At 50.9% G+C, this 12,921-nt stretch carries 11 protein-coding genes and 1 rRNA gene; 1 reads left to right on the top strand and 11 read right to left on the bottom strand.

All coding sequences use genetic code 11. The features are described 5' to 3' along the window. Nucleotides 1-690, top strand: a complete 690-nt coding sequence (locus tag H8B09_RS29470) for a metal-dependent hydrolase (protein WP_191207155.1) — start codon at nt 1-3, stop codon at nt 688-690. A 159-nt stretch (nt 691-849) separates the two neighbouring features. Here H8B09_RS29470 and pssA read toward each other — a convergent pair whose 3' ends face one another. From pssA to rrf, 11 genes are all read right to left on the bottom strand, one after another. Then, the gene (pssA, locus tag H8B09_RS29465; protein WP_191207154.1) at nt 850-1,593 is read right to left on the bottom strand and encodes a CDP-diacylglycerol--serine O-phosphatidyltransferase; all 744 of its coding nucleotides are present in this window, start codon (nt 1,591-1,593) and stop codon (nt 850-852) included. 111 nt (nt 1,594-1,704) lie between these two features. Beyond that, entirely contained in the window at nt 1,705-2,775 is a 1,071-nt protein-coding gene (gene disA / locus H8B09_RS29460; protein ID WP_191207153.1) for a DNA integrity scanning diadenylate cyclase DisA, read from the bottom strand. A gap of 12 nt (nt 2,776-2,787) precedes the next feature. Beyond that, nucleotides 2,788-4,158, bottom strand: a complete 1,371-nt coding sequence (radA, locus tag H8B09_RS29455) for a DNA repair protein RadA (protein WP_191207152.1) — start codon at nt 4,156-4,158, stop codon at nt 2,788-2,790. A gap of 214 nt (nt 4,159-4,372) precedes the next feature. Further along, the gene (locus tag H8B09_RS29450) at nt 4,373-4,762 is read right to left on the bottom strand and encodes an antibiotic biosynthesis monooxygenase (protein ID WP_191207151.1); all 390 of its coding nucleotides are present in this window, start codon (nt 4,760-4,762) and stop codon (nt 4,373-4,375) included. Between the two features lie 133 nt (nt 4,763-4,895). Continuing rightward, the gene (locus H8B09_RS29445; protein ID WP_191207150.1) at nt 4,896-5,432 is read right to left on the bottom strand and encodes a YfiT family bacillithiol transferase; all 537 of its coding nucleotides are present in this window, start codon (nt 5,430-5,432) and stop codon (nt 4,896-4,898) included. Nucleotides 5,433-5,539: 107 nt separating this feature from the next. Continuing rightward, nucleotides 5,540-8,008 carry an ATP-dependent Clp protease ATP-binding subunit gene (locus H8B09_RS29440; protein ID WP_191207149.1) on the bottom strand — a complete coding sequence of 823 codons (2,469 nt, stop codon included), beginning with the start codon at nt 8,006-8,008 and terminating at the stop codon, nt 5,540-5,542. Further along, nucleotides 8,005-9,090 carry a protein-arginine kinase McsB gene (gene mcsB / locus H8B09_RS29435; protein WP_191207148.1) on the bottom strand — a complete coding sequence of 362 codons (1,086 nt, stop codon included), beginning with the start codon at nt 9,088-9,090 and terminating at the stop codon, nt 8,005-8,007. The genes H8B09_RS29440 and mcsB overlap by 4 nt, the downstream gene beginning before the upstream one ends. Nucleotides 9,091-9,113: 23 nt before the next feature. Beyond that, on the bottom strand, nt 9,114-9,623 hold the full coding sequence (mcsA, locus tag H8B09_RS29430; protein ID WP_191207147.1) for a protein-arginine kinase activator protein McsA: 510 nt from the start codon (nt 9,621-9,623) through the stop codon (nt 9,114-9,116). Between the two features lie 56 nt (nt 9,624-9,679). Continuing rightward, on the bottom strand, nt 9,680-10,141 hold the full coding sequence (locus H8B09_RS29425) for a CtsR family transcriptional regulator (protein ID WP_191207146.1): 462 nt from the start codon (nt 10,139-10,141) through the stop codon (nt 9,680-9,682). A gap of 370 nt (nt 10,142-10,511) precedes the next feature. Continuing rightward, nucleotides 10,512-11,699, bottom strand: coding sequence for a GNAT family N-acetyltransferase (locus H8B09_RS29420; protein ID WP_191207145.1), 1,188 nt, complete (start codon nt 11,697-11,699; stop codon nt 10,512-10,514). Between the two features lie 841 nt (nt 11,700-12,540). Next, nucleotides 12,541-12,657 (bottom strand): 5S ribosomal RNA (rrf, locus tag H8B09_RS29415). Nucleotides 12,658-12,921: the final 264 nt, after the last annotated feature.

Here is a 12,921-nt window from a genome sequence, read left to right as displayed (position 1 = left end):
ATGAAAATGACATTTCTTGGCCATTCTTGTTTTCTCGTAGAGTCCGAATCTGCCCGCATTCTAATTGACCCGTTCCTGTCCGGCAATCCTGGCGCATCAACCAAACCGGATCAACTGAGCGGATTGTCTGCAGTGCTAATCACGCACGGCCATGCCGATCATACCGGGGATGCTGTACAAATCGCCAACGCAAACGGCTGCCCGATTATAACGACTTTCGAACTGGCTATGTACTTCGCCAAACAAGGCGCTGCCGTTCATCCGATGGGAATTGGCGGGGCCTACAATTTCGAATGGGGACGCGTAAAAGTAACGCCTGCTTGGCATTCTGGCGGCATCGAATTCAGCAATAATGAATTTGAGGTCGGCGGCACGCCAGCGGGCTTCCTTATTACGATGGATGGTACTACACTCTATCATGCCGGCGATACGGGACTATTCTCAGATATGAAGCTCATTGCGGGATGGGCATCTATCGATGTAGCATGCCTGCCGATCGGGGATAACTTCACGATGGGAATAGAAGATGCGGTAACAGCAGCTTCGTGGCTCCAGCCAAAGCTGACGATACCGATGCATTACAATACATTCCCACTCATTGCGCAGGATCCTCACGAATGGGTCCGCCATATGGAGAAAGCCGGGCTGAACGGCCATGTGTTAGCAGACGGCGAAACGGTAGAGGTATAACGCTTTTACCCACCTTAAATCCTCCCTGCTAGTGATGAATTCACGGAGGGGCAAACATCCGTTCGAGGACAATAACCCAGTGGCATATAGAAAAGGCTTGGCGAATTCGCCAAGCCTTCTTTGTTGTCGTTAATCATTAACGTAGTAAATAGCTATCTTTTATGCGCTGTGCTCCGACTTCGCTGCCTCTTCTGCAGCACGACGTCTGCGGTTCTTGCGGGAAGTTAGACGCACAACGGCACTAACGTTTTTTTTTAAGCCATATAATGCATACACCAGCAGCGGCACGAAGATGATCTTCGACAGATGCTTAGGGAACAAGTATCCCAGAACGACAGCCACAATGACAACAAGAGGAACAACCCAGATTGCGCCTTTCGGAATGCCAATCTTCTTGAAGTTCGGGTATTTCACCGTACTAACCATCAAGAACGACAGCAGCAGGGTGCTCGCCATCAGTACGGCAGAAGGAATGTCCTTATAGAACAGCGCCAGCGTACACAACACGCCGCCAGCAGCCGGAATCGGCAGACCGATGAAGTAACCCGGCATTCCAGAAATGACGTTAAAGCGGGCCAACCGCAATGCGCCGCAGATCGGGAACAATGCTGTAATAATCCAAGAAGCTGCCTGGTTCAAATCTTGAAAAGCAACAACATACATAATGAATGCAGGAGCGACACCGAATGAAATGACATCCGACAATGAATCAAGCTCCTTGCCGAATTCGCTCTGTGCATTAAGCGCACGGGCAATTCGACCATCTACGCCATCTAACAGCATGGCTATAATAACCATCATTGCCGCCAATTCGGGTTTCTCATTAAAAACGAGAATTATGGCGACAACTCCAAGAAAGAGATTGCCTACCGTAAACAGGCTAGGTATCGACTTTGTGATCATCTCGTTCCACCTCATCTCTACTATGCCCAATAAATCATGTCACGTACACTCGCTTAATCAAAAAATTCCATCTACACCCATTCGGGCACGCATTCCCTCATTCTATGGGATTTAGATCTGCCTGTCAATGAACATTTGATCTTGGATCCGTTTGAGACCTTCCTTGATGGCGCGTGCACGCACCTCGCCGATGCCGTCCACTTCGTCTAATTCCTCGTAGGTTGCCATTACAATATGCGGCAAATGGTGGAACCTTTCCACAAGATTGTGCATGACGACAATCGGCAGCCTTGGAATCTTATGAAGCAGTCGATATCCGCGTGGAGAAACAGCGTCATCCGCCGACGTGCCCGCAAAGCCAAGCAGACGAATGAGATGCGGCGGATCCATAAGTTCATCATTGCTCAGCTTCTTAAGCGCTATCCGGATTTCACGGATTCGATCATCCGAATTGTCTTTCGCATAATCTTTCAGCAGGAACCAAGCATCTTCTTCAACGCCGCCTACAAGCTCATCCATCTGCATGCCGATCAGGCGGCCTTCCGTCCCAAGCTCAGTTACATAACGCTTGATCTCCATCTTAATGCGCACAACCATCTCGACCCGATGAATGACATGGGCAACTTCCTGCAAGGTAACAAGCTCCTCAAACTCTGCCGCTGACAAGTTCGTGAATGCTTGATTAAGCACAGCTTTATATTTCTCAAGCGTTTGAATCGCCTGATTCGCCTTCGTCAGAATAACACCCATATCTTTAAGCGCGTAGCGCAAATTGCCTTGATACAGCGTAATGACGTTGCGGCGCTGCGAAATCGATACGACCAGCTTGCCGGTCTGCTTCGCAACCCGCTCCGCCGTCCGATGACGAATACCTGTCTCACTCGACGCGATAGAGCTGTTCGGAATAAGCTGCGTGTTCGCATACAGAATCCGTTTCAAATCCTCGCTTAAGATGATAGCGCCATCCATCTTCGCGAGCTCATACAAATAGTTAGGCGAAAAATCACAGTTGATCGAAAACCCGCCATCGACAACTTCCATGACCTCAGGACTGTATCCGACGACGAGAAGCGCACCGGTCTTTGCGCGCAGGACGTTCTCCAGTCCATCGCGAAATGCCGTGCCTGGCGCGACCAGCTGCAGCAATTGGTGCATCACTTCAAGCTCTCTCTGCTCCTTCATATTGTGCCCCCTCTATCCGAGCGTTGCCTTGAGCGCCTCCGCTACGGTGGATACGCCGATAACCTCGATGCCAGACGGCGGTTTCCAGCCTTTCAAGCTGTTCTCAGGCATAATTACCCGTTTAAACCCTAGTTTCTCCGCTTCTCTTACACGCTGTTCCGCCCTAGATACAGCGCGAACTTCACCCGTTAATCCGACTTCGCCGAAGATGACATCGTAAGGCCTTGTCGGCGCGTCTCGGAAGCTGGATGCAATACTGACGGCCGCTGCAAGATCAACTGCTGGCTCATCGAGTTTCACGCCGCCTGCGACGTTTAAGTACGCATCCTGATTTTGTAGAAACATGCCCATTCGCTTCTCTAATACCGCAATAAGGAGCGCCATTCGATGATGATCGATACCCGCCGACATCCGCCGCGGAGACGGGAAGTTGGTCGGTGCGACAAGTGCTTGCAACTCGACAAGCACAGGGCGCGTACCTTCCATGCTCGCCACAACTGTCGAACCAGCCACGCCAAGCGGGCGCTCAGATAGGAACAGTTCCGACGGATTCGCCACCTCGCGCAGTCCACTCTCTCCCATTTCGAAAATACCGATCTCATTCGTTGAACCAAAACGGTTCTTTACCGCACGCAGCAGCCGATATGTATGATGGCGCTCGCCTTCGAAATAAAGCACACAATCGACCATATGCTCCAGCATTCGCGGTCCTGCGATTGCCCCTTCTTTGGTCACGTGTCCAACAAGAACAGTTGCGACCCCTTTGATCTTGGCGATCCGCATGAAGTGCGAAGTGCACTCTCTAACCTGTGCCACACTGCCAGGAGCAGATTGAACATTCGGATCAAATACCGTCTGAATGGAATCGATAACAACGAGTGCCGGTTCAACCGATTCGATCGCTTCCCGAATCGATTCGACATTCGTCTCGCACAACACATACAGCTGTTCCGACAGCGAGCCAAGGCGGTCCGCCCGCAGCTTCGTCTGTCGCACCGATTCCTCGCCCGATATATAGAGCACCCGTAAGCCGCTAGCAGCCAGTGAGTGTGAGGCTTGCAGCAGCAGGGTCGATTTGCCGATGCCTGGATCTCCGCCGACAAGCGTTAACGAGCCTGGAACCACACCGCCCCCGAGGACGCGATTCAGTTCGCCAAGCTTCGTATCGATGCGCGGTTCTTGATCACTTTCTATGTGTATGATGGAACGCGGCTTTTCTTTCGTTTGAAAAACAGAAGCACCCGCTGCTCCAGCCGTGCGAACAACCGTTTCCTTCTCCTCCACCATGGAGTTCCAAGAGCCGCAGCCCGGGCATTTGCCCAGCCACTTAGGCGACTCGGTACCGCACTCCGTGCAGGCGAATTTCACTTTTATTTTGGCCATTGTTGACTCCCTTAGCAGAAAACTCGTCAAATAAGAACTTATTCTTTCCTATGCTTGGAAGCTTATAAATTCTTATGTGGTTAATCAAAGTTTACCATTTTCACGTACCAATAGAAACCCCTAGAACGCGCAGCAAAAAGGGGAGAACCCTGGCGGCGTCCTCCCCTGCGTATCGTCTTTCTTAGTATATCGTTTGGTCTATGCCATCATACATTTATTCAGCCAGTTGCGTAAACAGCAGTTCATGCATCGACAATTTCGCGCCGAGCATGATCGGACCTTCCTCCGATTGTGCGTGTTGACCTGCATGCGGATGGGACGGTGCCTCAGCAGCTTTCTCCGTGCCCTCCGATGATGGCTTGCCTCTGCCGGCATGGGAATGCGCCTGTTTGAAGGCATCGCTGTTCTTCCAGCCTTCGAATGCCTCCTTGGACTCCCACAGCGTGCTGACTTTCAGTTCGTCGTGCTCTTCGCTCTCTGAGAGAAACAGCTCCATCCGAACGAATCCCGGCATTTGATGCACGCCCTTCGGGTTCTTGAACCTCTCCGCAACCGAGCGTCCATGTCCCTTCTTGATCGAGATTGTGTTTGTTACAAGTATCATTACATTTCCTCCTCTGCACACCATTTTAAGATCAATCATTATGTAAATTAGTATACCAGTCCGAGGCAGTCAGAACCAAATCGGCATATGAAAATGAACTTCGGCATAGCGTCTGCTTTTAAAATATTCGGATCTACCAACCGTTCCGATTGCGAAGTCCCGTAATGTGGGCAATATGATGCCTGCCATGCCAAGCATACATGCCAAGCGCGTCGTTGAGCGTCATCGCGCGGCCATGCTCCGGATGTACGAATGCACATTCGAACTGCTCTGCACGAAGACTCTTAAGAAAATAAACCCACCGCGCATGCAGCGCCTTCAACAAGGTCAAAGACAGTTTAATCGGTGCATTAGCCCCATCGGACAACTCCGCCCATCGATCCTCATAATACGGTTTTATCGTCGGAAGCTCCTCCGTAACGGCCAGCTTAAAGCGCATATACGAATTCATATGACTGTCCGCCAGATGATGCACGACTTGACGAATCGTCCACCCTCCATCCCGATAGGGTGTGTCTAACTGCTCATCGCTTAGCCCTGCTGCTGCTGCCGACAATTCTTCTGGCAGCCTTTCGATAACTTCAATCCACTGTGCCCGTTGCTCTTCATTAAGCTGCTCAACTGCTGTAAATATGCCAATCGGAAATCGCAGATCTTCCCGTTCATTCATCCTTCATCCCGCTCCTTCTTTATTTGCACTTGCCTATCTCATGCGCCTATTATTGCAAAAAGACATCGTGCAGCTTACGTTGCTGCACGATGTCCCCTCTATCCTATTTACTTATTCGCCGGTTCTGCACTATCAACCGACTCCGGTTCCTTGCTTGCACGGCTTACGACAAGCGTGCCATCCTTCTCATCGATGATGAGCGAGTCGCCTTTTGTAATGGTGCCCATCAGCAGATCTTCGGACAGACGGTCCTCGATATGCTTCTGGATCGCGCGGCGGAGCGGACGAGCACCGTACTGCGGATCGAAGCCTTCCTTCGCAAGGAATGTCTTCGCTTCATCCGTCAGAACGAAATCAACCTCTTGCTCTCTCAGACGTTTACGCAATTCATCCGACATGAGCGTAACGATCTGAGCGATATGCTCCTGCTCGAGCGAGTGGAATACGATCGTCTCGTCGATCCGGTTGAGGAACTCTGGACGGAAGCTCTTCTTGAGCTCTGCCAGCACTTTTTCTTTCATTTGATTGAACTCGCGGCTTGCATCCTGTACCGCTGTGAAGCCCAGCGTCGAATTCCGTTTGATCTGATCGGCGCCAACGTTCGACGTCATAATGATCAGTGTATTGCGGAAGTCCACAACACGGCCTTTCGAGTCCGTAAGACGTCCATCCTCCAGCACTTGCAGCAGGATATTGAATACTTCTGGATGTGCTTTCTCGATCTCATCGAGCAGCACAACCGAATACGGTTTGCGGCGGACTTTCTCGGTCAGCTGACCGCCCTCTTCGTAACCGACATACCCTGGAGGCGCTCCGACGAGACGAGAAGTCGAATGCTTCTCCATGTATTCGGACATATCGATACGAATTACCGCATTCTCGTCGCCGAACATCGATTCAGCAAGAGCGCGTGCAAGCTCCGTCTTACCGACGCCCGTAGGGCCGAGGAAGATGAACGAGCCGATCGGACGTTTCGGATCCTTCAGTCCGGCGCGTGCCCGGCGGATCGCTCTCGAAACCGCTTTGACAGCGTCAGTCTGACCAATAACGCGATCGTGCAAAATATCTTCCATCTTCAGCAGACGCTGCGTCTCTTCCTCAGCGAGCTTGCTGACCGGAATGCCGGTCCAGCTTGCAACAACCTGCGCGATATCCTCAGGCGTAACTTCGGAATCGGTGCGTCCTTGCTTCTCTTTCCACTGATTGCGCGTTACATCAAGCTCTTCGCGCAGCTTCTGCTCCGTATCTCGCAGCGCAGCCGCTTTCTCGAACTCCTGCGATTGAACCGCGGAATCCTTCTCCTTGCGGATATCTTCCAGACGGTTCTCCAGCTGCTTCAGGTTTGGCGGTACCGTATACGTTTTGAGGCGTACTTTGGACGATGCCTCGTCGATAAGGTCAATCGCTTTATCTGGCAGGAAGCGGTCTGTAATGTAACGATCGGACAGCTTAACTGCTTGCTCGATCGCTTCATCTGTAATTTTCACGCGGTGATGCGCTTCGTAGCGATCGCGCAGACCGTGAAGAATTTGAATGGCCTCTTCCGGCGTAGGTTGATCCACCGTAATCGGTTGGAAGCGGCGCTCCAGCGCAGCGTCTTTCTCGATATATTTGCGATATTCATCCAGCGTCGTTGCACCGATGCACTGCAGCTCTCCGCGCGCCAGCGACGGCTTGAGAATGTTCGATGCGTCGATTGCGCCTTCTGCGCCGCCCGCGCCGATCAGCGTATGCAGCTCGTCGATGAACAGGATGATATTGTTCGCTTGGCGGATTTCGTCCATGATCTTCTTCAGACGATCCTCGAACTCGCCACGGTACTTCGTACCTGCAACGACCGAACCCATATCGAGCGTCATAACGCGCTTGTCGCGCAGCGTCTCAGGGATTTCGCCTGCAATGATTTTCTGAGCGAGGCCCTCTGCGATAGCCGTCTTACCAACACCTGGCTCACCGATCAGAACAGGATTGTTCTTCGTCCGGCGGCTAAGCACTTGAATAACACGCTCGATCTCTTTGCTGCGGCCGATGACCGGATCGAGATTGCCTTCGCGAGCAAATGCCGTCAAGTCACGCGCAAGACCATCGAGTGTCGGTGTGCTTACGTTGGATGGCGCACCGTGGCTGCTCGATACGGCTTCGCTGCTGCCAAGCAACTGCAGCACTTGCTGACGTGCCTTATTCAGGCTAATACCGAGATTGTTCAGCACACGCGCTGCAACACCTTCACCTTCGCGAATGAGGCCAAGCAGAATATGCTCTGTGCCAACGTACGTATGGCCAAGCTTTCTAGCCTCATCCATCGATAGTTCAATAACTTTCTTCGCGCGCGGCGTATATGCAATATTCGAAGGCTGCTCTTGGCCGCGGCCGATGAGCGCTTCGACTTCATCTTGAATTTTCTCGAGTCCAAGGCCGAGGCCGATAAGTGCCTTCGCTGCGATGCCTTCGCCCTCGCGAATCAGACCAAGCAGAATATGCTCCGTTCCAATATTGTTGTGACCAAGTCTAACGGCTTCTTCTTGAGCCAGTGCCAGCACCTTCTGTGCACGTTCCGTGAATCTTCCGAACATCATTGCGATACACCCCCATGATTGTTGTGCTGCGAAATTTGATTTCGAATCAACTCCGCCCGCCGGATATCCCTTGCTTCCGGACTGAGCGCCTCATTGAACACCTGCTGCAGAAAACCCGGCTGCGTCATAACAAGCAGTTCATTCATCGCCTGCGTAGACACGCCATTGATCATCCCCAGATCAATGCCTAACCGTATGTCCGACAACCGCTGCGCAGCTTCCTTCGAATCCATGATCGCTGCATGCGATAATACACCGTACGATCGGCTGACGCGGTCCTCGATTCGAATCGGATTCTCGGCGACAAGCCGTTTGCGGGCCGCCTTCTCATGTTCAATAATTTGCTGAGCTACGCTGTACAGGTTGTCGATAATTTCAGTCTCCGACTGCCCGAGCGTAATTTGATTCGAAATCTGAAACAGATTGCCGGTCGACTCGCTTCCTTCGCCATACATTCCCCTAACGGCAAGACCAACCTGTGCCACCGCGGACAAAATACGATTAATTTGCTGAGTCAGCACCAGCGCCGGCAAGTGCATCATTACCGATGCTCGGATGCCGGTTCCTACATTCGTAGGACAGCTTGTTAGAAATCCTCTTCGTTCGTCGAAAGCATAATCCGCTTCCGCTTCGAAAATATCGTCAATGCGACTTGCCAGCTGCCATGCTTCACGGATTTGGAAACCCGGATACAGACATTGGATGCGCAGATGGTCTTCTTCGTTAATCATGATGCTGATTGATTCTTCTTCGTTCAATACAAGCGCACCGTTGCGTGATTCATTGGCTAGGTTCGGACTGATGAGATGCTTCTCCACCAGCACCCGCCTTTCAAGCTCGGTCAGCTCGCTTAGTTTGTATATATCGAAATGGCCAATGCCGCTCAGCTTCCCTTGTAAGGCAACTCCCGTCAGACGGTTCATTGCCTCAAGCGATTGTTGATTCGTCGCCAGCATCGGGAACGGGTATGAACGCAAATTGCGCGCAACTCGGATTCGACTGCTGATGACGATATCCGATTCAGGACCCTCTCCTTTCATCCAATCGCTAAGCGGATGCTCGGCAAAACGTCTCTTGGACAAAGTCAATAATCCTCCCTTCGCGCTTAAAGCCCTTCCGTTCTTCGCTCCAGCTCGCGAATTCGATCGCGGAGCTGTGCCGCCGCCTCGAACTCCTCGCTATCAATACGTATCGCCAGCTCGCGCCGCAGCTGCTCAATCTCCCGGCGCGTCTGGATAATGCCGCCGGAACGCTTTGGAATTTTGCCAACGTGCACCGTATTGCCATGAACTCGCTTGAATAATGGATCGAGCTTGTTCTCGAAACTGTGATAACAGTTGCTGCAGCCGAAACGGCCAATCTTACTGAATTGTGCATAGGTCAAGCCGCATTCCTCACAGCGTACGGTTTCCTGCTTTGCCCCTTGTCCTGTCCGTTCGAAATCGAGCAGACCAGACAGCAGACTGTGAATAGAGAATCCATTGGAGGAGCCGGGAATGCCCTCGCTCTTCTCGCGAGCGCATGATTCACATATGTGAATCTCGGTCTTCTCTCCGTTAACAATTTTCTGAAAATGAAGCGTTGCCGGCTTCTTTCCGCATTCCTGACAGATCAAGCCGCCATCCCTCCTTCGCCGAACTAAGCACCATGACCCCTGCGCCCAATGCGATCTTACCTCGTTAACAGGGAAATCAGCATCGCCTTCAGTAACCGCGCCCGAACTTCATCACGTATCGGCAGCTTCATCGCAATCGTATCGCGAGACATTGCCGCTTTCATCAGACTCGCCTCGCGCTTCGAAATATGGCGGGCTTCCTCTAATTGATAAATAAGGCCTTCTGCGGCATTCTGGTCGATCTGATCACCAATAACCTCACTTAGATACAGTGTAATCGTCTTAAGCGCTGGCAATTCCGCGCGCTGGATACGAATATATCCGCCGCCGCCCCGCTTGCTCTCGACAACATACCCCTTCTCTAACGTAAAGCGTGTACTGATGACGTAATTGATCTGCGAAGGAACACAAGAGAAACGATCGGCCAGATCATTGCGTTGAATTTCGACCGCACCTTCGGTGCTTTCCTGAAGCAGCTGTTTCAAATACTGTTCAATGAGATCGGAAATGTTACGCATGCACCAACCTCCCTCATGATGCGCCTTGCTTAGGTGTCTGTTGTCTTGCACGTTGCCTAATTACATTCGCTGCATCGGCAGCGAGGCCGCGCCTGCGACGTGGGCTGCGAACCCAACATCGTTGACTTTGACTTTCTTTGACCTTAACTCCATTATACGCATTTCAAATCGTAGGTCAATACTGACGAACATAAATTTTCAGAACATTGTAAAAACTACAAAACGGTATTCGCACCTATTATTATTGGTGGTCCACCGCATCGTTTATACCTGCCTAACCGTTAGATCTCGAGCCATAATCGCTTTATGCATCTATGATATAAGCGCAAATAACCTCCGATCCGTCTTGGATTGGAGGCTATCATGATGGTTAGAAGAAATCGTATAGGAATGTTTGTGCCTGTGGGATTAACTTTTCCAGCAGCCTTACGGCTTCTCTGCTTCCTCTCAGCCTTTGGAGCTGCATAAGCCGTTCAGGTCTACGGTATCCCATCAGCATGCAGGTCAGCGTCTGAATATCACAACTAAGCATATTAGCTTGCTGTTCAGCAGTTGGGTTGCTTACTCTATCCACAACTCCGTTTCCCTGCTTATCCACACTCAGCTTGAATACACCGTTATTCCACGGTGCATGAAGGTCTTCAACTTGAATACACAGCTCATGCACAGCTTCTGTGGATGGAGTGAACAAATAATGCGCAGCAAAAGCTTCAAAGTCCACAATGCGCGCCATGAAGTAGGGGATAATCTCATGTTTGATCCGCGGGTTATCCAGTGTGGATATCAAGTCGTCTTCCAAGGGAGCAATTGTTGTTACTTCTTTGGCCATCGAGTCGTGATTTGCGATAAATGTCCACAAGCTTTGTCTTGCCGTTTCATTCAAGCAGACCAATTCGTGCACAGTCATCTTCGATTCTTTCACATCATAGATGATATAGCCCTGTGGGTTCCCCGTCTCTGAACGATAAACCGCAATCTGGCCTTTCTTCCTGCCGTAAATTCGCTCCTCCCACCATTGTGGATTACGCGAAAGCATTCCGTTGTACCGCCGTGCATACTGTTCATAAACCGTGGACAACATCTGCGTGTCCGGTTGCGCAAGTCGCTCGACAGTACTTGGCACTTGTACACGTTTCGGCAGCAAACCCGATGGAATCGTATAGCGGCGATGTTCCATGAACATCTCCCAACCAAATCGCCGATAAAAGCCGAACTCGAACGGATGCAGCAGAGAAATGATTTGTCCATCCCGACGCATTACTTCAAGCGAATGTTGGAGCAGCTTAGAAACTAATCCTTGCCTGCGGTATTCGGGCCAAGTGGATACTCCCGCTAGGCCTCCCATCGGAATAGGCCTCCCGTTTATGTAAATCGTTAATGGAAGCAGCGTTAGCTGAGCTAACAATTTGTCGTCTTCGAACGCTCCCCATTTCTCCTCCGGTCGAAACTGCGATCGGCGCACAGCTCGCTCTTCGGCGGAAAAGTCCGTTTGAAAAGCGAATGAAGCCAAATCAATACTTTCCTCGTAATGAGCTTCCGTAATATTGCGTATGTTCAAAATGATCCAACCTCCCATAAGCATCTTTGTGTCGGTCGATGATCACGAAGTAATTCGTGAAGGTTACTCGGCATCGAAATTTGATCCAGCCTTTGAACTCCAAAGCTTATGCTTTCGATGTAGGCTTCCTCCGGAAACCTTGTAGCTCATGTAGGTTTTGCCTACACTCCGCTACTCATTCTTCAGCCTAAATCAACCTTCTCGGTGCTGATCGACCTTTATTTACCCCTTTGTCTCGTTCCGTAAACAACAAAAAAACGCCCGTTGTAAGTAACGGGCGTTTCCTCGTGCTTGGCGTCGTCCTACTTCTCCAGGACCCTGCGATCCAAGTACCATTAGCGCTTAGGGCGGTCGATGATCACGAGGTAATTCATGAAGCATATTCGGCATCGAATCTTGAACCGGCTCTCGAAGTCCGCTACTCATGTAGGTTCTGACCTACACTCCGTTGCTCCTTCTTCGATCCAATTCAACCTTCTCGGTGCTGATCGACCTTTATCTAAATCTTTTACCGTTCCGTAAACAACAAAAAAACGCCCGTTGTAAGTAACGGGCGTTTCCTCGTGCTTGGCGTCGTCCTACTTTTCCAGGACCCTGCGATCCAAGTACCATTAGCGCTTGGGGCGGTCGATGATCACGAGGTAATTCATGAAGCATATTCGGCATCGAATCTTGAACCGGCTCTCGAAATCCGCTACTCATGTAGGTTCTGACCTACACTCCGTTGCTCCTTCTTCGATCCAATTCAACCTTCTCGGTGCTGATCGACCTTTATCTAAATCTTTTACCGTTCCGTAAACAACAAAAAAACGCCCGTTGTAAGTAACGGGCGTTTCCTCGTGCTTGGCGTCGTCCTACTCTTCCAGGACCCTGCGGTCCAAGTACCATTGGCGCTGGAGGACTTAACGGTCGTGTTCGGTATGGGAACGCGTGGAACCCCTCCGCCATCGACACCAAACGCGTTCGACTGATGATCACGAAGCAAACTCAAGAAGTTTACTCGACGTCGAATCTTGATCCAGCCTTCGGCCTCCGTTGCTCATGTAGGTTTGCCTACACTCCGCTACTCGTCCTCAGTCTAAATCAACCTTCTCGGTGCTGATCAGTCTCACTAATTGAAGGTTACACCTTCAAAACTGGATGCGAATGTTGAATCCTTAGCTTTAGCATTTGCTTTACCTTCCGAAGAAGGATTTTAGGATAAGCCCTCGATCGATTAGTA

The organism is Paenibacillus terricola, from assembly GCF_014779765.1.
GTDB lineage: Bacteria > Bacillota > Bacilli > Paenibacillales > Paenibacillaceae > Paenibacillus_T > Paenibacillus_T terricola.
This window is presented reverse-complemented; position numbering and strand designations above follow the sequence as displayed.

Coding starts and splice junctions, on each gene's coding strand:
- H8B09_RS29425 (WP_191207146.1), bottom strand. CDS start 10,141: ATGCGTAACATTTCCGATCTCATTGAACAGTATTTGAAACAGCTGCTT.
- H8B09_RS29470 (WP_191207155.1), top strand. CDS start 1: ATGAAAATGACATTTCTTGGCCATTCTTGTTTTCTCGTAGAGTCCGAA.
- pssA (WP_191207154.1), bottom strand. CDS start 1,593: ATGATCACAAAGTCGATACCTAGCCTGTTTACGGTAGGCAATCTCTTT.
- H8B09_RS29440 (WP_191207149.1), bottom strand. CDS start 8,008: ATGATGTTCGGAAGATTCACGGAACGTGCACAGAAGGTGCTGGCACTG.
- H8B09_RS29445 (WP_191207150.1), bottom strand. CDS start 5,432: ATGAATGAACGGGAAGATCTGCGATTTCCGATTGGCATATTTACAGCA.
- H8B09_RS29450 (WP_191207151.1), bottom strand. CDS start 4,762: ATGATACTTGTAACAAACACAATCTCGATCAAGAAGGGACATGGACGC.
- radA (WP_191207152.1), bottom strand. CDS start 4,158: ATGGCCAAAATAAAAGTGAAATTCGCCTGCACGGAGTGCGGTACCGAG.
- disA (WP_191207153.1), bottom strand. CDS start 2,775: ATGAAGGAGCAGAGAGAGCTTGAAGTGATGCACCAATTGCTGCAGCTG.